Origin of the sequence: Shewanella sp. 10B, assembly GCF_023475885.1 — a bacterium.
In the GTDB taxonomy this organism is placed as follows: domain Bacteria; phylum Pseudomonadota; class Gammaproteobacteria; order Enterobacterales; family Shewanellaceae; genus Shewanella; species Shewanella mangrovisoli.
This window is the reverse complement of the sequence record NZ_JAMDJO010000005.1, coordinates 158,198-180,317: the sequence shown is the minus strand read 5'-3', so window position 1 is coordinate 180,317 and position 22,120 is coordinate 158,198. Positions and strand designations below refer to the sequence as shown.

18 protein-coding genes are annotated in these 22,120 nt (G+C 49.8%); 2 read left to right on the top strand and 16 right to left on the bottom strand.

Annotated elements, in window-relative coordinates; genetic code table 11:
* The first annotated feature begins 29 nt into the window (after positions 1-29).
* Both M0415_RS16930 and M0415_RS16925 read left to right on the top strand, forming a co-directional pair.
* Positions 30-941: a precorrin-2 dehydrogenase/sirohydrochlorin ferrochelatase family protein gene (locus M0415_RS16930; RefSeq protein WP_088212206.1), complete on the top strand. Its 912-nt coding sequence runs from the start codon at positions 30-32 to the stop codon at positions 939-941.
* Between the two features lie 85 nt (positions 942-1,026).
* Positions 1,027-1,572 (top strand): YaeQ family protein, encoded by a 546-nt coding sequence (locus tag M0415_RS16925; protein ID WP_088212205.1) that lies wholly within the window; start codon positions 1,027-1,029, stop codon positions 1,570-1,572.
* 40 nt (positions 1,573-1,612) lie between these two features.
* Here the strand turns inward: M0415_RS16925 and M0415_RS16920 are convergent, their stop codons facing one another.
* The 16 genes from M0415_RS16920 to M0415_RS16845 all read right to left on the bottom strand — a co-directional run bounded on the left by M0415_RS16920 (position 1,613) and on the right by M0415_RS16845 (position 22,113).
* A complete protein-coding gene (locus M0415_RS16920; protein WP_011716503.1) occupies positions 1,613-4,042 on the bottom strand; it encodes a S8 family serine peptidase in 2,430 nt (809 codons plus the stop codon).
* A 583-nt stretch (positions 4,043-4,625) separates the two neighbouring features.
* Complete coding sequence (locus M0415_RS16915; protein WP_088212204.1) at positions 4,626-5,024, bottom strand: rhodanese-like domain-containing protein; 399 nt, start codon at positions 5,022-5,024, stop codon at positions 4,626-4,628.
* A gap of 25 nt (positions 5,025-5,049) precedes the next feature.
* Positions 5,050-5,262: a YgaP family membrane protein gene (locus M0415_RS16910; protein WP_011716505.1), complete on the bottom strand. Its 213-nt coding sequence runs from the start codon at positions 5,260-5,262 to the stop codon at positions 5,050-5,052.
* A gap of 41 nt (positions 5,263-5,303) precedes the next feature.
* On the bottom strand, positions 5,304-8,552 hold the full coding sequence (locus tag M0415_RS16905) for an efflux RND transporter permease subunit (RefSeq protein WP_088212203.1): 3,249 nt from the start codon (positions 8,550-8,552) through the stop codon (positions 5,304-5,306).
* 35 nt (positions 8,553-8,587) lie between these two features.
* Positions 8,588-9,601, bottom strand: a complete 1,014-nt coding sequence (locus tag M0415_RS16900) for an efflux RND transporter periplasmic adaptor subunit (RefSeq protein ID WP_088212202.1) — start codon at positions 9,599-9,601, stop codon at positions 8,588-8,590.
* Between the two features lie 182 nt (positions 9,602-9,783).
* Positions 9,784-10,500, bottom strand: coding sequence for an SIMPL domain-containing protein (locus M0415_RS16895; protein ID WP_088212201.1), 717 nt, complete (start codon positions 10,498-10,500; stop codon positions 9,784-9,786).
* A gap of 157 nt (positions 10,501-10,657) precedes the next feature.
* Positions 10,658-11,044: a VOC family protein gene (locus tag M0415_RS16890; RefSeq protein ID WP_088212200.1), complete on the bottom strand. Its 387-nt coding sequence runs from the start codon at positions 11,042-11,044 to the stop codon at positions 10,658-10,660.
* A gap of 100 nt (positions 11,045-11,144) precedes the next feature.
* On the bottom strand, positions 11,145-12,461 hold the full coding sequence (locus M0415_RS16885; RefSeq protein ID WP_088212199.1) for an OmpP1/FadL family transporter: 1,317 nt from the start codon (positions 12,459-12,461) through the stop codon (positions 11,145-11,147).
* 340 nt (positions 12,462-12,801) lie between these two features.
* Positions 12,802-14,253 (bottom strand): sodium/proline symporter PutP, encoded by a 1,452-nt coding sequence (putP, locus tag M0415_RS16880; protein ID WP_088212198.1) that lies wholly within the window; start codon positions 14,251-14,253, stop codon positions 12,802-12,804.
* 158 nt (positions 14,254-14,411) lie between these two features.
* Positions 14,412-15,116 carry a DUF3379 domain-containing protein gene (locus tag M0415_RS16875; RefSeq protein ID WP_088212197.1) on the bottom strand — a complete coding sequence of 235 codons (705 nt, stop codon included), beginning with the start codon at positions 15,114-15,116 and terminating at the stop codon, positions 14,412-14,414.
* Positions 15,109-15,672: a sigma-70 family RNA polymerase sigma factor gene (locus tag M0415_RS16870; protein WP_088212196.1), complete on the bottom strand. Its 564-nt coding sequence runs from the start codon at positions 15,670-15,672 to the stop codon at positions 15,109-15,111. Before M0415_RS16870 ends, M0415_RS16875 begins: the two co-directional genes overlap by 8 nt.
* 87 nt (positions 15,673-15,759) lie before the next feature.
* Positions 15,760-17,421 (bottom strand): BatD family protein, encoded by a 1,662-nt coding sequence (locus M0415_RS16865; protein ID WP_088212195.1) that lies wholly within the window; start codon positions 17,419-17,421, stop codon positions 15,760-15,762.
* Positions 17,415-19,478, bottom strand: coding sequence for a VWA domain-containing protein (locus M0415_RS16860; protein WP_088212194.1), 2,064 nt, complete (start codon positions 19,476-19,478; stop codon positions 17,415-17,417). The genes M0415_RS16865 and M0415_RS16860 overlap by 7 nt, the downstream gene beginning before the upstream one ends.
* Positions 19,478-20,494 carry a vWA domain-containing protein gene (locus M0415_RS16855; protein ID WP_088212193.1) on the bottom strand — a complete coding sequence of 339 codons (1,017 nt, stop codon included), beginning with the start codon at positions 20,492-20,494 and terminating at the stop codon, positions 19,478-19,480. The genes M0415_RS16860 and M0415_RS16855 overlap by 1 nt, the downstream gene beginning before the upstream one ends.
* The gene (locus tag M0415_RS16850) at positions 20,488-21,081 is read right to left on the bottom strand and encodes a DUF4381 domain-containing protein (protein ID WP_088212192.1); all 594 of its coding nucleotides are present in this window, start codon (positions 21,079-21,081) and stop codon (positions 20,488-20,490) included. The genes M0415_RS16855 and M0415_RS16850 overlap by 7 nt, the downstream gene beginning before the upstream one ends.
* Before the next feature lie 63 nt (positions 21,082-21,144).
* A complete protein-coding gene (locus M0415_RS16845) occupies positions 21,145-22,113 on the bottom strand; it encodes a DUF58 domain-containing protein (protein WP_088212191.1) in 969 nt (322 codons plus the stop codon).
* Between the last annotated feature and the right edge of the window lie 7 nt (positions 22,114-22,120).

The window sequence follows — 22,120 nt, the reverse complement described above, 5'->3', positions numbered from 1 at the left end:
AGGCTGGGTTTTCTTTATAGGCGAGTGGCATGCAATATTTCCCGCTGTTTATTGATACTGTTAATTTAAATGTCCTGTTGGTGGGGGCGGGGGATGTCGCCAGTCGTAAGCTGGCCTTGCTGACGCGTACCGAAGCCAATATTCATGTGATTGCCCCCGAGGTGAATCCCGAGGTGAAGGCCTATGCCGATGTAGGCAGGATTTTATTGTCTGAGCGGCCCGTGGTGCAGGCCGATATTCAAAACTACGATCTCATCTATCTAGCGACCGCGAACGATAAGCTCAATGCTGAATTGGCTACCTTAGCCACCGAGCGGGGAATTTGGGTCAATGCGGTGGATAATCCTGCCTATTGCCGCTTTATTACCCCATCGATTGTCGATAGGGGCCGTCTTGTGGTGGCGATCAGCACTGCGGGTGCAGCGCCCGTGTTTGCGCGCACCATTCGAGCTCGTTTAGAGACCAGCCTGCCGCAATCCCTCAAACCCTTGTTCGACTTCGTGGCCGACAAGCGTCTCGAAGTGCAGCAAAGACTTACCAAAACCGCGACGCGCCGATTGTTTTGGGAGCGCTTTTTCGACACCAATGGCGATAGGTTTGATGCGCGCACCCCTGAGCACTATCAAAATGCTTTTAATCATATCGTCAGCCGCGGGGAAATCCTGTTATTGAACGAGGCCACGCCCGTCGAGTTATTGCCGCTGGCGGCCATGCCGTTATTACAGCGCCTCGATTGGATTTACAGCGAGGTAGGCTTAGCCGAGGATTTGGCCGAGCTGGTGCGCCGCGATGCTAATCGCGCAGTGCTCCCCGCGCTGAGTGATATCAGCCGTGAATATGAGCAAGGCTCGCGCATGTTGTTGGTCGCCGATACCCAGAAGATTGAGCAACTTAAGGCGCATTTTCCGGTGGCGAAGCATTTACGCCCAGGCGCGATTTAGTCTTCTTTATCGCAGTTTGTTTGAGCTGACGGCGAGTCTTAGGTAGACTCGCCGTTATTTTTTATCGTTAAGTTTAGGATGTACTATGGCTCTCAAAGCGACCGTGTTTAAGGTCAATCTTCAGATCGCCGATATGGACCGAGGTTATTATCAAGATCATCAGCTGACGTTAGCGCAGCATCCCTCCGAGACCGATGGCCGCATGATGGTGCGTCTGCTGGCCTTTATCCTGAACGCTTCCGAGACCTTAAGCTTTACTAAGGGATTGTGCGTCGATGATGAGCCTGAGCTGTGGGACAAGAGTCTTTCCGGTGAAGTGGACCTGTGGATTGAGTTTGGCCAAGCCGATGAGAAATGGCTGCGTAAGGCGAGCGGCCGCGCAAAAGCGGTGCAGCTGTTTACCTACGGTGGTCGTAGTGTTCCTATTTGGTGGAAACAGAATCAAGCGGCCCTCGAGCGTTATAAAAACCTTAAAGTGTGGAATATTGCCGAAGAGTCGGTGACGGCGATGGAGGCATTAGTGAGCCGCACTATGTCGCTGCAAGCGTCTATCAGTGAAGGGCAAGTCTGGTTATCGGATAATGAGCACAGTGTGCTTATCGAGCCCGAAATGCTGAAAGATTACCAATAAAAAAGAGCCTGCAATTGCAGGCTCTTTTTTTAGACGAACATTATTGGAATTTCAGTTCCCAGCTATCGATATAGCCTACGTCGCCACGGCCGCTATCAACCGCTTTGAGTTTCCACACACCACTTGACTCAACGCCAGTCATATCAACGGTGTAGCTCTTGTTGATATTGTCTGCGCCTGCGCCAGTGTTGTTATGCAGTGTTGCCGTTTGGCCTGTTGGGCTGATGAGCTGCACTTTTAAGTCACCAATGTAAGGGTGAACAATATTCACCACGGCAGTCACAGTGCCTGAGTTACCCGTGCGAGTGACTGTGATAGGGCTAGTGATACCTGCAGTTTTGTTATCAGGAATATTGTAGTTATCAGCATTGGTGTAACTTGCTGGCGTGGTAGGAGTACCACCGCCGCTTTGGGCTGTGTAGCTTGCGGTTAACGATACACCGCTAAAGGCTGAATAGCCTTTCACCATCGCGTAGTAAGTACCAGATTGAACGTTGCTGATTGGGCAAGATTCACTGTTACCACCCTTGTATGGACGACAATCGTAGTTTGAGGTCGTTGGTGCTGCGCCATACTGTACGTACAGATCTGCATCACCCGTGCCACCGTTCATCACAAAACCTAAGTTAGTTGCACCCTGTGGCACTTCAAAAGAGAAATGCAGTTCTTCACTGGCGGCGCCGCTTAGACCGGTTTTAGGCACACCGTTCACTAACACGCTGTCAGTTGGTGTTGGGTCAACCGGATCCGTAGGACCATTACAGGAAGCATCTAAGAAGGTTTTCGCTGCAACGGCATTGACTAGACCATAGCCATAGTAATCATCACGGCCAGCTGTGCCTAAGTCTTCAGCGGTTTGTTTGAGCGCGTTACGTACCTGAGCAGCGCTACATTCAGGGTGGTAGCTCCACACTAGCGTCGCCACACCAGAAACGTGTGGAGTCGCCATTGACGTACCGTTGTAGTACTCGTAGTCCTTATTGCCTTGGTTGCTCACGGTGACCGTTGCACCTAACTGGTTACGCAGTGCTAAACCAGTTGCACGGTCAACAGACACTGACACCATGTTGATTTCGCTGTTCGCATCGACCAAGAAGGGGTTTTGTAGCCCAGGTAAGGCACTGTTACTGTACACGATAACGGCGCTGGCACCCGCATTCTTACAGGCTTTTACTGCGTTGATTTCAGGGTACGAAGTGCCTTGGTTACCCACACGCTCAACTAAACACACCTTGTTGGCCATGTTGCCGCAGTTGAAGGTTGAGCCGCTAACCGTACATTCGGCTAAGGTTGCGGTTGCCGTACCATTGTATGGATTTGGCGCGTAGTTGGTGCCTGATGGCGTAAAGCGATTGTGCGGCACAACGCCTGAGTTGAAGTAAGACTGACCACCGATAGTAATATCGGCTAAGCGCCCCTCACCGCGGGTAACGGTAGAGAGAATGGCTTCACCAGGACCCGAGATCTCAACTTGGTTGGTGTACTGAGAGAAAGCAGAGTGGTCTTTATGATTATCGACCGATGCCACAGACATCACCGCATCGTACGAAGCGGGGTAGCTGTGGGTATTGTTACCATCGTTACCGGCAGCGGCAATCAACAGTACGCCGTTATTGTAGTGGGCCGCTAACGCGTTACGTTCGGTAGTGCTCGAACCAGCGCCACCTAAGCTCATGGTGACCACGTTTGCGCCATTCGCCACACAGGTATCTACGGCCGATACGAGGGATGAGGAGTAACCCCAGCCAGCCTCGTTAAAGACTTTAATCACATGGATGTTGGCATTTTGATTTGGCATTACGCCAATCACACCATCGTTGTTGGCAATTGCAGCGATGGTACCAGCAACGTGGGTACCATGGGCGTTGTTATTGCCCGGTTCGTACCAGTTACCTGTACCTGAGTTGTTGGTGCCCGTGACATTGTTACCGCTTAAGTCACTATGACCACGGTCATAACCTGAGTCGATAATACAGATGGTGCGGTTACCTGCTTGGCTGTCGCTTAATTGGGTTGCACCTACAAAGGTTTGTCCCCAAGGCGTTGTTTCGCTTAGCAGGTGGCGTGGCATGTCTTCTTCCACATATTCCACATCGGCGCGGGCTCTTAATGCCTTAATGCCATTGTTATCTAGCTTAACTGAGTAGCTGTTACTGCGGCCGATACGCTTCATTTCTTTGGCTTGCGCCTTGTTTAACACACTGTGCTGGGCGCTAATTTCAGCCACTTGAGGCTGATAATTCATTGTGGTAGCGAGCTGATCGCTGCTCTGCAGGCTGCTTTCAGACATCAAGGCTGGCGCATCGGCATTTTTAAATTTAACGATATAGCGCTTTGGCAGTGGAGAGGTCTGTGCTTGTTTGGCTGCGGCAAAACCCGGTGCGTCGGGGGCAGCATTAACACCTGCCGAGATCGCAATAGCTAAGCTAGATAAACTCAGGGCTATCTTAGTGGTTCGATTGATTGTCATGTTTTTCTTCCATGTTCAATTTAGTGTTAATCATTATTATTTTGTGCTTTTAAAGAATAACTACGACTCAGATGCTACTCGGTTAGTGAATTTATCTTTGAGGTAAGTGTTTGTAAATTAAATGTTAATGGTATGGCGGTTGGTAAAAACAACTGTGTTGATAAGAGTTTAAAATGAATAAATACTCAGATGTAACAAGTTGTAACCGATGTTTTTAAATATTTATGTTTTTTTATGTGGAAAAGGTGAATAAGCAAATGCGAATTTTTACGCTGAAAATGGCGATATCTTTAAAACGGTGTGAAGCTATTTAATTGAAATTACTTTATATATTTTTTTGGAATGAATAATTTCAAAAACAGTTTTATCTGTTAGGTTAAGATGTTGAATTTTATTCAAGTGATTGATTATGCGGTTTTATTGAATTTTAGTGTCGGTAGTTTGTCGTTTGCCAATTTATTGGCTTATTTGCATATCATTAACAGCATAAACGACTGATAAATATCTGTGTCAGGGTAAATGAAAAGAACAAAATACAAAAAAGCGCCAACGGGCGCTTTTTATCGTTAATCTCAACAGCGAATTATTCTGTTTTAGGCTGAGCGTCGGCTAAGGTCTGATAACCGCCACCGTTATAGGTTTGAGTATAACCCGCTGCGACTAAGGCTTCGGTCGCGATACTGCTGCGTCGGCCACTACGGCAATACAACACTACGGGCGCATCTTTGGCGATACCGCGCTTTGCAAACTCGGCGGCGACTTGCTCAAAGGGAATATTAACCGCATTGGCTAAATGGCCTTCGGCAAACTCCTCTGGGGTGCGCACATCGAGCACCATAGCGCCAGCAGCGATTTTCTGCCACGCAACTTGGGGCTCTTGATCGGCGGCACTTGCCGCGTTGGGGACTAAGGCGAGTGATGACAGACTCAAGATAGCCACCCCAAGTAAGGTTTTACTGCGACACAGTAACTTGTTGAACACTGACTTTCTCCTTTGCAAATATGCATTAACCTTGTCTAGCGATTTCAGCCTCGGATTTGACGCCCAATTTGCGTAATACCATGGCCGCGGGGCAAAAACCCGTAAAAGCGCTTTGGAATAGGTTAGCGCCAACGAAGGCCGTTAACCACAAAAAGTTATGGTGTACAAAAGCGGTTAACACCAAAGACAGTAACACCATAAATCCGGCAAAAGCCATAATGCTGCGTTCGAGTGACATAGGTTGCTCCTAGAGGCAGCGCTATGGCTGCCTATTGTGGGTTAATCAGCTGTTTGAGTTAAGTTTATGCGATTTTTCATCGCCGCGTAGTAAAGCACTGGAATAACGATTAGGGTCAGTAAGGTCGAGATGAAAATCCCGAAAATCAGACTGATCGCAAGCCCGTTGAAGATAGGGTCGTCCAGGATAAACAGGGCGCCAATCATGGCCGCCAAAGCGGTCAGCATAATGGGTTTAGCCCGCACGGCACCCGAGTGAATGACAGCCCGCTCAAAGGGAACCCCTGAGGCGGTTTCTTGATTGATAAAATCCACTAATAATATCGAGTTACGGACAATAATCCCCGCCAAGGCAATCATGCCTATCATCGACGTCGCGGTAAATTGTGCGCCGAGTAGGGCATGCCCAGGCATGACCCCAATCACTGTCAGTGGGATCGGCGCCATAATGATAAGCGGCACCAGATAGGATCTAAATTGGGCAACGACCAATAAGTAAATCGCAATCATCCCCACGGCATAGGCAATGCCCATATCCCTGAAGGTTTCATAGGTGATCTTCCATTCTCCGTCCCAAAGCACTGCGACTGAGTCTAGCCCGGTTGGTTGGTGGATATAATGCTGATCGAAACCTAAGCCACCTTCGCCGTCGATTTTACCCGCCATGTCGAACATGCCGTAGAGCGGACTATCGAGCGGACCGGCCATATCGGCAACCACCATCACCATAGGGATCATATTCTTATGGATGATAGGAGCATCGATTTTACCGCGCTTAATCGTCACCAGCTCAGACACGGGCACAGATTGCCCCGTTTGGCTCTGTAGTTTCATATTCAGCACTTGTTCTAAATCGATTTTTGCCCCTTCTTGCAGTTGCAGGCGGATAGGCACAGGTTGTTTTTGTTGCGCGATATGCAAGTAGCTTACATCCTTGCCGCCAACCGAAGTTGCAATTAAATCAACGATATTGCTATAGGGCACTGCCATCAGACTGGCTTTCGAGCGGTCGATCATCACCTGCCATTTTTGCTGCGCTGCGGGCAAGAAAATATCAATATCGACCACATCTTTAGTCTCACGGAACAGTGACTGCAGCTCGTAGGCCGCTTGTTCACGAATTGCAGGACTTGGACCATAGACTTCGGCCACAATCGGCGACCAGACTGGCGGGCCAGGTGGCACTTCGACGACTTTTACATTGGCCTGATATTTAGCGCCGATGTGCTGTAATTCTTCACGTACCGACAGCGCAATGCTGTGACTGTCGCGCTTGCGATGCTTTTTATCGACTAAGTTGACCTGAATGTCGCCAAGCTCTTGGCTGTGGCGCAGAAAATAGTGCCGCACTAAGCCGTTAAAGTTCATCGGTGCATTGGTGCCAGCATACAGCTGCAAATGTTCCACCTCGGGCACAGTGGCAAGGGAGCGACTTAAATCCTGAAGGACTCGCTGGGTTTGCTCCACAGGCGTGCCTTCAGGCATATCCACCATGACTTGGAACTCGGATTTATTATCGAAGGGCAGCATCTTTAACACCACGAGCTGACCCACGGGCAGAGCCACGGCGATACCGATGAGCACAAAGACCCCAGCAGCAAGTCCAATCCGTGCTTTACGGGCACCTTTACCCAGCAGGAAGGGGCCGATTAAACGGGTAAACAGTCGCACCATTTTGCTCTCGTTCATCTGAGCATCGGCATCACTGCTGTGCGCGGTATCAGTCGCCGAGCCGCTCTGGTGTTTGAGCAGTTTACGACTCAGCCATGGGGTTACCATAAAGGCGACCACAAGCGAAATCAGCATACCCATACTGGCGTTGATGGGAATGGGGCTCATATAGGGGCCCATTAATCCCGACACAAATGCCATGGGCAGCAGGGCGGCGATAACGGTAAAGGTGGCGAGAATCGTCGGGCCGCCGACTTCATCGACCGCAACGGGGATAAGTTCGCTAAAGGATTTTTTACCGAGCGCCATGTGCCGGTGGATATTCTCCACCACCACAATGGCATCGTCGACCAAGATCCCGATGGAGAAAATTAGCGCGAATAGCGACACTCGGTTAAGGGTAAATCCCCACGCCCAGGAGGCGAACAGGGTGATCGCCAAGGTGATAATAATGGCGACACCGACCACCAGTGACTCGCGGGCGCCCATGGTTAAAAATACCAATACGACAACGGCGCTGGTGGCAAAAATCAGCTTAAGAATAAGGGTGTTAGATTTATCCGCCGCCGTTTCACCATAGTTGCGCGAAACAGTCACTTCGACATTGCTTGGGATCAACACATTCTTGACCTTAGCAATGCGCGCGAGGGTCGCATCGGCAATATCGACGGCGTTTTGTCCCGGCTGCTTACCAATGGCTATGGTTACTGCGGGGTAAATATCCGTCTTGTCGCTATGCCAAACGCTTTGGGTGGGAATATCACTCTTTAAACTGATGTCGGCAATATCGGCCAAATAAACGGGGATAGGTTTACCCTGTTTATCCAGAGAAATACTCACTACCAGCTGTTTTACATCGTCGATGGATTGTAAGAACTGGCCAGCTTGAACCTTAATCTCTTGATTACCTTGCACTAAAGACGTAGGCATCGAGATGTGATTATTGTCATTTAGGCTCTGTCTCAACTTGTCGTAGGTGAGATTGAAGCTGTTCATCTTGGCGGGATCGATACGTACATTGGCTACCATCTCATGCTGGCCAACGGTGTAAATCTCCCGCGTACCCGGGATCCGCTTGATTTCGGTTTCAAGTCCTAACGCCACATGGGTCAACTGTTCGGCCGAGACCTGTTTGTCCTTGGACCAGAGTGTTAGGCTGACAATCGGCACATCATCGATACCGCGTGGTTTAATCAATGGCTCACCGACACCCGCGCCCTGCGGCAGTTTATCCATATTGGAATAAATTTGGTTGTAGAGACTGACAATGGCATCGTTGCGGGTTACGCCGACCTTAAAGATCACAATGATCATCGCGCCATCGGGCTGGGAGAAAGAATAGAGCGTGTCTATCCCTTTGAGCTCTGAAATCACTTGCTCTGCGGGCAGGGTGACTAAGTTCTCGACTTCGGTCGGGGTCGCGCCGGGGAAAGGGATAAAGACGTCGGCAAAGGTGACGTCAATCTGCGGTTCTTCTTCCTTTGGGGTCACCAAGATGGCAAATAAGCCGAGTAACAAGCCCAGCAGTGCCAGCAGTGGCGTAATGGCACTGTTTTGAAATGCGGCCGCAATCCGGCCTGAAATGCCAAGTGACGTCGAAGATTCAGTAGCGTGTTTCATTCAACAACCTCATCAAGTTGATATCGCTAGGGAATTTATTGCTTTTGTTCAAGCAACACTTGGTAAGCATCCATGGCGACAATATCACCAGTTCGCAGTCCCGCGAGGACTTCTACTTCACCACCGACGGGCTCAGAGACGCGCACCTGGGTGAGCACAAATTGCTCGCCTTTTTTCAGGTAGACACTGCTAAGTTCATTCATGGTGATAAGCGTCGAGGTCGGCAGTTGGATTTTTTCCCGCTCGCCATTTTTAAACAGCGCCTTGGCCCAAGTACCGGGTTGCAGGTTGGGTTCATCCTTTGGCAGGTTAATCCGTACCTGATAGCTGTGGCTCACTGGGTCGGCAAAGCTAAAGATGGTGAGGTCCTTGGAGGTGAGTTCACGGCCATCACTTAAGCGCACCATAAACTCAGGCGCGTTTTTCAGTTGCTGGATATAGCGCTGTGGCACTTGGGTGATAGCGCGCATTTGGCTCGGTGAAAACCCCGATAGCAGTGGCTGACCGACACTCACGGTTTCACCCAACTCAACTAAACGCTCGGTAACAATGCCGCTAAACGGCGCCGATACCACAGTATATTTGAGGGATTCAGTGGCTTTGATGACCCGGGCTTTGGCGGCACTCACGGCTTGCTCGGCGGCCTTGGCATTGGCGGTCGCTTCATCCATGGCACCTTTTGAAATCGCGCCTTGTGGGAAGAGTTCTTTATAGCGTTTGTATTGGGCCTGCGCCTCCACATTCAGGGCTGTGGCTTTGGCGAGATCGGCCTCGAAGCTTGCCAGTTCTGCGCCTTGCTCTTTGCTGGTGATCTCGAGTAATGCCGCGCCTTCTGGCACAACATCATTAACGTCGTAGTTGAGCTTAACGATACGCCCTGAGGTTTGCGCCGAGACAGTAGCCGCTTTGACGGCCTCGATACTGGCGTCTAAGGTCACCCAATTCGCGTACGGTTTGCTCATCACCTCGAGGGTCGCCAAGGGCGCAGCCTGGGTGGCGAAGGGGGAAAAAACGAATAATGTGAATAGAGTACGTGAGATTGCAGCCATACCAAATCATCCCAAAAATAATTCATGAGTAAATTCTAATGGAGTTGTTTTGATTAGGCAATCAATATTTATTAGAAAAATTTAATGTAATCGGTTTCGCTAATATAGGGAAACGGCGAATGAATCTTCCCTTACATCAATCGCCATGTCATCACTCTTAGGTCCTTGTCCTGCTTTAAATATCAGTCGTTTAAATAATAGGTCAGCGTAGACACAATGCGAATTTGTTTTATGTAAGGCGTGCTGCTGTCACGATCGGAAATCGTAAACTGGCCTTGGCTGGCACTCTTAATCTTACCCAGACGCGATTGTGAGTCCTTGGCAAACTTTTCGGCCACTTCCCGCGCATTTTGCGTCGCTTCCTGCACCATGGTCGGTTTCACATCATTGAGCGCCGTAAATAAAAACTCGGTGCGGTTTTCATAATCTTGGCTACCGATGGCAATGCCTTCTTTAACCAAATTTATCATTTGCTTACGCGTGCTGAGCATTAAATCAATCTGTGGGGTATAGACAGAAAGATTCACCTTAGCCGAGTAACGATACCTCACGTTCGGGTCGACGTAGCCTTGGGCCTGCCTGTCTTCTATCGTCGGCAGTGATACTGTAATTTCGTTGTCGCTAAACCCCTGTTCCTTGAGAAAGGCAACCACTCTGTCGGTTTTTTGTTGCACTGTGTCGTAGAGTTTAGGCAGGTTATTGTCGACTTCGGTGAAGTTAATCGGCCAGATGGCGATATTGGCTTTCACCTCCTTTTCGGCCAGCCCTTTAACTGTGACTGTGCGCTCTAGGGCTTTCATCTCTAACAGCGCCGAGCTGGCGCTTTGTCCTACATAGACCATGCCTGCACATAAAAAACCGCCAAGCACGAGGGCGGGGAGTAAGTAACTCTTTTGCATAACTGATTCTCTCGATGGGATGCCTTTCGCTACCATACTGCAATTAGATGATTTTGGGCATAGGCGAAGGCGCAAAGCTGAGCGCTTAATACTAAATGCTCAGCTGCTATTCAGGATTGAAAAGCTGTTGTTGCAAAGTGGCTTATAACTGAACAGCTTAATTCGCGGGCGGCGTTGGACTTGGCTGCCATAATTCGACTTTATTGCCATCGGGGTCGATAAACCAACCGAAACGGCCAAATTCCGAGTCTTCAATCTCCCCAATCTGTTTACCGCCGCCCTGAGAGACTTGCTGTAGGGCCTGCTCCAGATCGTCAACGATAAAATTGACCATAAAGCTCTTATCCGTCGGGGCAAAATAGCTAGTGTTATGGTCGAAAGGGGTCCACACATGGTAACCGGGGGTCGGTTTATCGTTGTGATAAAAGGCGGCGCCGCCCCAGTTTTCAATTGGTATTTGCAGATGGTTTTGATACCAAGTGGCTAACGCGACGGGATCAGTACTTTTAAAGAAAATACCACCAAGTCCAATGACTTTTGCCATAAGGGTGACAGTTTAAGTGGGGGATGGATTAACTTTAGGCAATAAATACGTAAGATACAAAAAAGCCGCAAAAATGCGGCTTTTTTGAGTTCGAAACAGCTTAGAACTGGTAGCTGTACTGTACTGAGTAGTACATACCGCTTGATTCAGTTACCGCGTTCACAGGGCCTGTGATTGCGCTGTTTTCGATCAGGTGAACTTCTTCACCTTTAATGTATGCGATACCGAAGTCAACGGTGTTTTGTGGATTGAGGTGGTAGCTCATACCCGCTGTGAACCAGTTACGGTCAGAGTCTGGGAATGAAATCGAGCTGATTTCGTCCACAACGCCTTGGTCATGCATGTAACCCGCACGAACGGTGAATTGTTCGTTAATGGTGTAAGTACCACCTAGGCTGAATAACCATGAATCTTTCCATTGGTATTCTTTCAGTGCGACATCACCAGCTTGCAGTTGAGTACCAGCACCCGTTTGGCCTGGCATGATAGTGGCAACGCCATCTTTGGCAGTGATTTGATCAAAGTTGCCCCATTGGGTGTACTGCGCAGTGTAGTGCAGTGCAAACTTAGGCGTGATCTGATGGAAGCCTGCAACTTGGAAAATATCCGCTAACGGTACATCTAAGCTATCAAAGCTTGTAGCGAGCATCGTTTTTGAACCTAAACCAACAGCAGATAAATCTTTCGTGGTGATAGTATTGATGTCGCCTTTAACGTTAACCGTTGGGCTGAAACGGTAGCTGATACCGAAACGGTTATCTTTATCTAATTCAACAGTGGCACCCACGATACCACCAAACGCCCAACCATCAGCGTCTACGTCAACCAGAGGCGTAGTGCCCATATTACGGGTTAAGCGGCCTTCGCCATAGACGGCATCCAGACCCGCACCGATACTGAACATATCGTTGATGCGGTATGACACGCTGGCGTTGAAGTTAACTGTAGTGACTTCAGTTTCACCAAGTAGGTCATAAGGTGCTGGTGAGCCTGCTGGCAAATTCTTCGAAAGTGAGCTGGCATCGGTACCTGTGCCGAAGTTAGAGAATGCCGCAAAACCTACGGCGAATTTATCGTCGATTGGATGAATGTAGAAAATGTTCGGGATAACTTTAGAGCTACCCGCATCGTCGATGCTGCCTAAGTCATAGGCGCCACCAGCAAAGTTAACGTCTTTAACGTCAACAGTAATATCGGCATAGGTTAGGCCAAAAGAGATTGCATCTTTATCAAAGAGTGCCATTGCTGCTGGGTTACGAGATAACACAGAGGCGTTATCGGCGATGACTGCATCACCAGCAAAAGCACGGCCCATACCTGTGGCTGATTGGCTGTTTAATTGGAAACCTGATGCGAATGTTTGTGAACTCGCCAGTGCAACGGCAACGGCAAGCAGTGTCTTGTTGAATGATTTCATTATTATTCTCTCATTATTTTGGTATTGGATTTTGTTCGGTCCTAGTTGCCAGAACAAGGCGCAAATCCTTTTATAATCTTCGGCATGGTAGGGATTGTGTGTAACCTCAACAAGTCCGACCAGATTTGAAATTTGTTAATTAACAGTTAATTAAAACAGGGTCGCACTTTAGCATGAACGAATGGTCGGGCCAGATGCTTGGTATCTTTGGTTTTTATTGGGGAAGGAAGTTTTAATTGAGGTTAATATTTTGTAACGAGGAGGAGGTTAATAAATTTAAACAATTTGTAAAAAGCGTACACATGTACGCTTTTTACAATTAGGGACAGAAAATTAGCTGTTATAACGAGGATTTAAATTGCTCAAATTCTGCGGTAATGGCTTCGGCAGGGCGTGACATTTTACTGACGATGACACCAGCAATAATCGCAAACACAAATCCGGGTAAAATTTCGTACAGGTTGAAGATCCCGCCAGACAGTTGTTTCCAAATTACCACGGTTAATGCGCCGACAATAATGGTCGCAATCGCTCCGTTACGGCTGTACTGCTTCCAGAAGAGTGATAGCAGTACGACAGGGCCGAAGGCGGCACCAAAACCTGCCCACGCATAACTGACTAGACTTAATACACTGCTTTCAGGATTCAGGGCAATGATCCCCGCGATCACGGCAATGGCCAGCACGCCCATACGACCTACCATCATCAGCTCGCGATCGTCGGCTTGAGGGCGCAACCACTTGCGGTAAAAGTCCTCGGTGATCACGCTCGAACACACCAACAACTGCGAATCAATGGTACTCATAATGGCCGACAGAATTGCGGCGATCAGTAATCCGCCAATCCAAGGGTTAAAGGCGGCTTGGGCTAAATGAATAAACACGGTTTCGGCATTGGCCAAGGGTTGATTGGCAAAATACAGTGAACCCGCTAAGCCTGTGGCTAACGCGCCGATGAGAGATAACATCATCCAGCTCATGGCGATACGGCGTGACAGCGGCAGTGCATCGGCGCTGCCAATGGCCATAAAGCGCGACAAAATATGGGGCTGACCGAAATAACCCAGTCCCCATGCGAGCAGTGATAACAAGCCAATCACTGTGGTTTTATCACTGATCAGTGCCAACATGGCTGGATCGATAGAATCGATTCCCGCATGGCTCTCAGGGTGCGAGAACACCGCAAAGGGGATGATCAGCAGGGCTATTAGCATTAAACAGCCTTGGAAGAAGTCGGTCCAACTCACGGCAAAAAAACCGCCAATAAAGGTGTAACCCACAATGATGGCCGAGCCAATCACTAAGGCAACGTTATAATCGAGGCCGAAGACTTTTTCGAACAGAATGGCGCCTCCCACCATGCCGGAGGAAGCATAGAAGGTGAAAAACACCAGAATCGTGACCGCAGAGACGAGTTTGAGATAACCCTGTTTATCGTGAAAACGCTTCTCGAAGAAGTCGGGCAGGGTGAGGGCGTTGTCTGCTAATTGGGTGTAAATGCGCAGGCGTTTAGCCACAAACAACCAGTTCAGCCAAGCGCCGACCACTAAGCCAATCCCAATCCATGCTTCGCCTAAGCCGCCTAAGTAAACGGCGCCAGGTAAGCCTAAGAGCAACCAGCCTGACATATCGGAAGCGCCCACGCTGAGCGCGGTTACGGCGGGGCCCATTTTACGGCCGCCTAAAATATAATCATCAACAGTATCGGTGGCACGGTAAGCCCAAAATCCTATGCCCATCATCAATACTAAATAGCCAACAAATGTGATTAAAATCGGGGTTTCAATCGTCATATTGTCTTTATCCCATCTTGTTATTATTCAAAGTGGCAAGCATGCTACCAGATGTTTGAGCAAGAACCCATTAGTAGATAAAGATGTGATCGAAATCCGACCTCCGAGCATGAGAAAAGATCGGAGGTCGTTAAAAGAAAGGATTTACTATTAATAGGTTAGATAAAGGTGTTCTTGATTTCGTCTTTTACGAAGCTAAGGTCAGTCTGATCTTCACCCACAAGCAAAATGTATGCATCACCGGCCTCAAAGCCCATGCCCTGATATTTACCATCGGCAAAGGTGTTATCCAGCACCATGCGTTTTTCGATGGGCACAATAAACAGAGTCACTTTCCCCTTTTCAGCTTGCAGCACTAAGTGCAGACTCTTAACCCCTTGAAAATCGCAGTAAGAGGTGTAGTAGACCTTACCGGGCTGCTCAGTAAATTTAGCGTGGCCGAGGTTTTTTAAGGAAGCGAGCTGCGCGTTCACTTGGCTAAAGTTGACATTTTGGTCTACCTGCAAGGCTACGCCTTCATGGTAAACATGGGCTAAGGCATGCTCGGCTAAATCGACAGGACCTAAGCGCAATAAACTGAAACTGATCCCCACAATAAAGGCAATCGACGCGGCCATGGCGACTAAAAAGCCCGTTTGTCGGCGCTGTTTATGGTGCTGCTGCAATTGTTGGCGCAGAATAAGTTTGTCGGCCAAGTCCTCTGGCACATCCACTTTTAACGCATGAGTGATTTTGGCATCGAGGCCCTTAAGCTCTGCGACGAACGCCTGATATTCGGCATTCTCTTGCATTTGCGCAACAAACTCGGGATCTTGATTATGAGGATCTTCATAAGCTTGACGCCTAAATTTAAGCTCATCCATTGGATTGACCTCTCACATCGGTTTTCTCAAGTAGTTCTTTCAATTGGTTCCTCGCCCGAAATAAGCGCGTCATGACAGTGTTGCGGTTTAAGTCCAACAGTTGGGCGATTTCATCACCGCTAAAGCCACCGATTAACTGCAGCAATAGGGGCTCCCGATATTCAATATCCAGCTTAGCGATTTGTCGCCTTAACCAGTACTGCTCGGTTTGCTCTTCCGTGCTGGAGGCAATGTGATCTTCTAAGCTGTCTTGTTCGACATCGGCGTAATCAAATTGTTTGCGCTCGAATCGACGGGCATTTTCGCGCCTCAGAATCGTGATCAGCCAAGCCTTCGCCGCTTTATCATCCTGTAGGGAATCTAAAGAGCGCCATGCCCGCAAGAAGGTTTCTTGGGTGATGTCTTCTGCCACCTGCTTATCGCCGCATAACCAAAAGGCATAGCGGAAGATATCGGCGTGCAGCGCCTTGACTAGGCTGTTGTATCGTCGTTGTTTGCTCAGCATGTCAGAAGAGACCGCAGGCTCGACGGATTTCTTTCGCCAGTTAGCAAACATTTTTTCGATATTTTCTTTTTATTTTACGATTCAAAAGATTACACCTTACTTATTCGATTAAGCCGTGCGTCGATTTGTCCGTCGAGTTTAACCATTAGGATTCAACGGGCGTAATGGCGTGGATTGCTGCGCCATGGGGTGTAACTTGCCGCTTTTCACCGCGCTTAACAATGCTTTTACCGCGCTTGCCAGTTGGGCATCGCTATTGGCTTTACCGCCGTAGGCTAAGGCTTGCAACTGACGAATCGCCTCTGCTAACTCGCTCGACTGCGCGGCAATTTTATCGAGTGTCATAGGGCGAGCGGCCTGCTCACTACAGTATTGCTGCAATTGCTGCAAAATATCACTGACATTACCTTTAGCACAGGCTTGCTCTAACCCCTTAAGGCCAGTACTAAGAACGAGCGGTTGCGCTGTGACTTGTGTATTGACCGTTGCTTGGCGCTTAAGCGCGCGTCGCCAAGCGACAAAAGTGACGGCCCAAGCAACTAATGTCACCAGCCACAGCAGGGCGAACAGATTCGCGCTCCAATGACTTTCACTGTTCGTGCTGGTATTTGCCTGCCAGTTGGGTTCGATGGGGGTATCGACCACGGCGCCACCTTTTACTTGAATGGTGCGGGCGGGTAGGGTCGCTATTTCTTGGCGTTTAAGATGCGGATTCCACCAAGGCACTTTCACTTCGGGTAAGATAAAAGTGCCCGCCTTACTGGGGACTATGGCCGAGGTAATGCTGTACTGTGACACTATCTGCGCGTCGCGCACAAAGCTCTGGCGCTGGGGTTTTTCGGGATAGGATTTGAGCTCAGGCGGCAAGTTTTGCACGATATCCGGCAAGCTATTTTCATCGGCATTGGAGGCCAATAACGTAAGCGTGCGGGTGATGGGGCTACCGACGGTAAACTCTTTTACATCCTCAGGAAAACTTTCTTTTAAGGCCACTAAATCGGCCACAAGCCATTGGCCTTGGAAGCTCGTTGGCGCAGGTTCGACTTGAATGCTTAAGGAAGGCGCGCCAGCCTGCATTGGCCGGCTCTCGTTAAAGCCAAACATACCGCCACGGCGTTGGGATTCCACTAATACATCGCCAGAAAAGGTCGCGCCTTTGATGTTCACTTGGCCGGGTAAGTCGGGAATGATGCCATAGGTGCGCTCAATCACGCGGTAACGACGGCCTTCGATGATCTCTGAGCCGTCTTTGTCTTCGCCAATTTGCTTAATCTGCGCGCCTTCGATAACGGGGGCATTGAGCACACCGCGTTGCAGTTCGACCGCAAGATAAAGCTTTACTTTATAGGTGATAAGTTGGCCGACGTAGGCCTCATCGGTCGAGACTTTGGCATCGATAAACAGATTCTTGGCCTGCTCAGGTTGTGCGCCCGCTTCGACGACCTTGAGGGGGATTTCGGCGGAGCTGACGCCATCAATGCTAAAGGATGGAATCGTGAGTTGGCCCTTTTGCTTTGGGGCAAGCAGTACTTGCCAGCGGGTCTCTTTAACCGCATCGAAGTTCATTATCTGGGTGCTGCGACTCACACTGGTGCGACCCACGATGAAATCCTTAAGCAGGATAGAGGTATCGAGTTTACCCGTGTCGACTTCATCGTCAGCACTGACATTGAGCACAAAGTACTCTCCTTCCATCACCGGATTACGATCGACCGACGCCTCGAGTTTGCTCAGAGCAAAGGCGGGCTGAATGACCGCGATGTAAAGCGTGAGGAGGATAAAAAATTGTCTGATCACCACTGTTCGTTATCCCTTGATATTTGGCCATTTTGACGGCGTTTTTGATATTCGAGTTGCATCTTGTTACGCAACAACACCTGTGGATCTTCGCTCACGCCCCGCAGTGCTCGCTGCATTTCCGCGGGCAAAGGCTCGCTGTTGCTCGGCGGCGCTTCAACAGACTCAACAGCGGTGTCTGGGTTGTTATCCGCCTGTGACTGTTTCTCTTTATCCGCTTTTGACGCTACGGCCTGTTGCTGTTCTTGCTTGGCTTTGGACTTATCATCCTCGACCTGTGCCTGCATTTTGGCCTCGTTGCTGGCTGGATCTTCTTTATCTTCAGCATTGTTATCGGCGCGGTTTTGCTGATTGGCTTGTTGCTCGGCCTGCTGTTGTTCCTGCTGTGCATCTTGCTGTTCTTGCTTGGCTTTATCATCACTCGCTTGCTGTTTATCCTGTGCGTCTTGCTCAGGATTATTCTGCTCGGGTGAAGACTCTTGCTCCTGCGACGGTTTTTCGTCTGCTTGGTCAGGATTATTTTGCTGTTGGGACTGCTGCTCTTGAGACTGATCTTGAGCTTGGTCGTGTTGCGAGGATTGTTGCTCTCCCTGCTGCTGGTTTTGCCCCTGCTGCTGATCGTTCTGGTTCTGTCCCTGTTGGTTTTTATCGCCCTGAGACTGCTTATCTTGATTGTCAGCATTTTGCTGCGATTGTTGCTGGTTCAGCAATTTCTCTGCTAACTCAAGGTTGGCTTTGGCCTGTGGGAACTCGGGCTGCTTGTCGAGTGCGGCCTGATAACGCTCCTTGGCTTTATCGGGTTTGCCGAGTTGCATCAGCGCGTTGCCTTGGTTGTACAGGCCATTAGCAGAGCTATCTTGCTCAAAGCTTTTTAGCGCCTGTTCGTACTCGCCCGCCTTGTACTGCGCAGCGCCTTGCCATTGTGGCGTTTCGAATTGTTGAGCGGCATTGGCGTAATCCTCGGCTTGATAGGCCTGCATCGCCTGTTGCTCTTGGGTGTGCCAGAGCGAGTCCCATGCGCTGGCATGGGCATTCTGCGGCGCAGCACCGAGCACTAGGCCAGTCAATCCCATCAGTAGCCAGTTGGCGAGCATGCCTTGCCTAAAGCTCAGCAGGGTAGGGATGAGTAAGAGTAAGGTGAGGTAAGGGCCGAGATCCTGCCAGGTTTCCCCATCGAGATCCGTGGCCTTGGCATCGCCACTGTCGCTTAACCAATGTTGCAACTGCACTAGATCCTGACCATCGGCACGATTGGGGATCATGATGCCATTATGGTTATCGGCTAATTTTCGCAGTAAGCCAAAGTCGGTTTTGGCGACTACCACTTCATTGCTGCTGTCCCGCTGTAATTGGCCATCGGGTAAGCGGATTGGTGCGCCTTGGGGGCTACCAAATCCCATAATCGCGAGCCGATATTGGCTACCAGCTAAGGCTGAGTTAGCCTCATCGAATTGCCTCGGGGTAATGCCATCTGTCATCACAATAATATCACCCCGTAAGTGCCCGCCCTGTGCCAGTAGATTCTTGGCTTGGGTTAGGGCTGTCGCTAGGTTTGAGCCCAACACGGGCATAATCTCAGGGCTTAAGGTGGGCAATAAATTAAGCAGCGTGCCCGTGTCTCGAGTGAGCGGGCTTATAGTAAAGGCATCGCCAGCGAAGGCGATAAGGCCGGTTTCGCCTTCTTTTAAGCCGCGGAGCAAATCCGTCGCTCGAAACTTGGTTTGGGTTAAGCGGTTGGGCGCCAGATCGGTGGCAAACATGGAGATAGACATATCCATCACCAACACTCGACCTTGCTCGGCGGCAAAAACGGGCAAAATTTGCTTATTGAGGGCGGGGCCCGCTAAGGCCAAGGTGGCAATCACCCAAGTGAAAGCCAAGATATGCAGTGGTCGACGGGATTTTTGCGTGCCCTCTGTGACCAATATTTTGGCCAAATGTGGCGCAATATAGCGGTTCCAAGCACTGTTACTCTGGTGTTGACGCCATAGCCCCCACAGTATGATGGTGAGTGGCAACAGGGCGAGTAACCATTCTGGACGAATAAAATGTAGGCTCATTAACGAACATCCCCCCGTGGTGTTGCTGATGGAACAGGGTTTTTAGTCCGCGAAAACAGTGATAACTGACCCAAGGCTATCCAAATACTGGTGAGCAGCGCGAGGGCGAGTGGCCAATAGAATAGCTCCGCTTGAGGACGATAGCTGAGTTGATCGCGACTCACGGGCTCCAGTTTGTCAATTTCTTGATAAATCTGTTCCAGCTCTTGGCTATTACGGGCGCGGAAATAGCGGCCATGGGTAACATCGGCAATATGCTTGAGTTGGTTTTCATCGAGATCCATCGACGGATTGACGCGCTCACGACCAAACAGGGTACGTCTTTCCATGACATCGGCACCCACGCCCACGGTATAAATCGTCACTTTGCGATTAGCGGCGATTTGGGCTGCTTGCTCAGGATCGATATTACCGGCGTTATTTGATCCGTCAGTCAATAAAATCAATACTCTGTTACTCTCATCCATTTTGTCGAAGCGCTTGACCGCGAGCGCAATCGACTCGCCGATCGCCGTTTGTTTACCGACAAGGCCAATCTGCGCCTCCTTTAAAAACTGGGCGACAGAGCGTCTATCTTGGGTGAGTGGTGCCTGTAGATAGGCGTGATCGGCAAATAAAATCAAACCGATACGATCACCTTTGCGACGCTCAATAAACTCACTGACCACGTGTTGGATCAGGGTAAAACGGTCGACCACTTTGCCGTTAATCACCATATCTTCAATCTGCATACTGCCGGATAAATCCACCGCTAGCATCAGATCCCGCCCTTGGCTTGGCAGTTCAACCGGATCGCCGAGCCATTGTGGGCGGGCGATAGCAAGCACTAACAAGCTCCACATTAACCAATAACGTTTGCGGCTTTGGCGACTGTGGCTAGTGATATTGGCCTTGCCCGTTTGACTAATACCGGGCAATTGCAGGCGGCCACCTTCGGCTTGCACCGTTTGGCGACGCCAAAAAATAAAAGGTAAAGGCAGTAAAATCAATGCCAAAGGCCATGCGACTGTTAACATTGCTCCTCCGCAGGCTTAGCTGGAGTCGGTGTTATTGCTGCTGACGGCGTCGGGTTTTGGTTTGCAGCAGTGTGCATTATCGGTGCGCTTAATTTGGCTTTTGAGGCAAACCAGCTGCGGGCCAGGGCCTGTAACTCAAGGGCCTCCCCGGCGCTTAATGGTTTCGCTTGGTGGCGTTTATCTAATAAAGGCCCAATGCGGCCACGCTGCTTTGCGGGCAAATGGCTATCTAACCAAGTTGCCCACGCGGAGCCGTCGAGTTTCGCTATCACTTCCCTTGGCAGATAACTTAAGGCGGTGCGCTTTAACAGCTGATTCACGTCAGAGGGATACTGGTTCGAATGAGGATCAAGTGCTGAAAATAAACCTTGGGCGGCTTTTTTAGGCGCTAAGTAGGCGGCACGTTTTTTGAGCCAAAGAATCGCAGCAATCAACAAAACTAACAGTATAGCGAGTGCTAACCAATAACCTATGGCCCATGGCCAAGCCCCAATCGGGTCGGGGAGAATAATATCTTGTAAATCCGCCAAAGCGGGATTTGGCGTGGCAGCCTTATCCAAGGCTGGATTTAGAGTTTGTGGGTTCACGCTTTGGACTCACTTATGCTTTATGTTGCACTGTCTACTATTACTCACTTATTTGCCGTGCTGTTATTGCAGTAAGGCTAACTGCTGCGCGAGGGGTAAACCCGCGTCGATAAATTGGGTACGCACCTTTAGCTTTTGCATCATGGCGATAAAGTCATTCTGCTGCTGTTGTTGCTGCCCAAGCCATGCTTGATAACTGTCGCGAGTCAGCACTCGATCTTGGTCTCCTTCGCGAACGGGCAAACTAAACTGCTTGGGTAAGTTGAGGTTGCCCTGCCTGAGTGGGTCGGTCACCAGATAGGCGCCAATATCACAATGGCGCTTAAGTTCTGTCAGCGGCGCGATACATTGCGGCGTAAAATGGCTGCCATCTGTGATAATCCAAATCAATGAGCCCGGTTTCGCGATACGTTGCAAGCGCTGGCAGGCGCGCAGGATATGATCAGGATCCCGAGGATGACTGCCGAGCTGATTGAGTTGTTGCTCGTGCACTCGGCGCAATCCTGAAATGAGCTGCAATATCCCTTGGCGGCGACTGCGGGGTTTTAACTCTAGATGTTCAGATTCGCAGGCGATTAAGGCGCCGAGTCTGTCACCGTGGTTGATGGCATTCCAACCTAGCGTGGTCGCTAAATGCCCCGCTTGTACCGACTGTAATAATAAACTCGAGCCAAAATACAGGCTCTGGCTTAAATCGAGCAGTAACAGAATAGGGCGCTCGCGCTCTTCAATAAATAGCTTAGTGTGGGTTTGCCCAGTGCGGGCGGTCACGCGCCAGTCTATGGTGCGAACATCGTCGCCCTGTTGATAGTGACGCACTTCGGCAAATTCCATCCCGCGGCCTTTGATTAAACTGCTGCGATGCCCCGCCATATTGGCACGTGCTCGGCTGTGACGCTCAGGTATCGCCCGCGCAATCGTCTGGCAAGCGAGCAGTTCTTTCTCGGTTAAATGCAGCCCGTCGGCAAACAATGGCAAGCCATGTAGATTGCCATCACTGTGTTGGGATGCGTTTAGCGCACTGTTATTCATTCAAAGC

Excerpts from the sequence above, each read along its gene's own strand:
- M0415_RS16930 (WP_088212206.1), top strand. The coding sequence starts at position 30 with ATGCAATATTTCCCGCTGTTTATTGATACTGTTAATTTAAATGTCCTG.
- M0415_RS16925 (WP_088212205.1), top strand. The coding sequence starts at position 1,027 with ATGGCTCTCAAAGCGACCGTGTTTAAGGTCAATCTTCAGATCGCCGAT.
- M0415_RS16920 (WP_011716503.1), bottom strand. The coding sequence starts at position 4,042 with ATGACAATCAATCGAACCACTAAGATAGCCCTGAGTTTATCTAGCTTA.
- M0415_RS16910 (WP_011716505.1), bottom strand. The coding sequence starts at position 5,262 with ATGTCACTCGAACGCAGCATTATGGCTTTTGCCGGATTTATGGTGTTA.
- M0415_RS16905 (WP_088212203.1), bottom strand. The coding sequence starts at position 8,552 with ATGAAACACGCTACTGAATCTTCGACGTCACTTGGCATTTCAGGCCGG.
- M0415_RS16900 (WP_088212202.1), bottom strand. The coding sequence starts at position 9,601 with ATGGCTGCAATCTCACGTACTCTATTCACATTATTCGTTTTTTCCCCC.
- M0415_RS16895 (WP_088212201.1), bottom strand. The coding sequence starts at position 10,500 with ATGCAAAAGAGTTACTTACTCCCCGCCCTCGTGCTTGGCGGTTTTTTA.
- M0415_RS16890 (WP_088212200.1), bottom strand. The coding sequence starts at position 11,044 with ATGGCAAAAGTCATTGGACTTGGTGGTATTTTCTTTAAAAGTACTGAT.
- M0415_RS16885 (WP_088212199.1), bottom strand. The coding sequence starts at position 12,461 with ATGAAATCATTCAACAAGACACTGCTTGCCGTTGCCGTTGCACTGGCG.
- putP (WP_088212198.1), bottom strand. The coding sequence starts at position 14,253 with ATGACGATTGAAACCCCGATTTTAATCACATTTGTTGGCTATTTAGTA.
- M0415_RS16875 (WP_088212197.1), bottom strand. The coding sequence starts at position 15,116 with ATGGATGAGCTTAAATTTAGGCGTCAAGCTTATGAAGATCCTCATAAT.
- M0415_RS16870 (WP_088212196.1), bottom strand. The coding sequence starts at position 15,672 with ATGTTTGCTAACTGGCGAAAGAAATCCGTCGAGCCTGCGGTCTCTTCT.
- M0415_RS16860 (WP_088212194.1), bottom strand. The coding sequence starts at position 19,478 with ATGAGCCTACATTTTATTCGTCCAGAATGGTTACTCGCCCTGTTGCCA.
- M0415_RS16855 (WP_088212193.1), bottom strand. The coding sequence starts at position 20,494 with ATGTTAACAGTCGCATGGCCTTTGGCATTGATTTTACTGCCTTTACCT.
- M0415_RS16845 (WP_088212191.1), bottom strand. The coding sequence starts at position 22,113 with ATGAATAACAGTGCGCTAAACGCATCCCAACACAGTGATGGCAATCTA.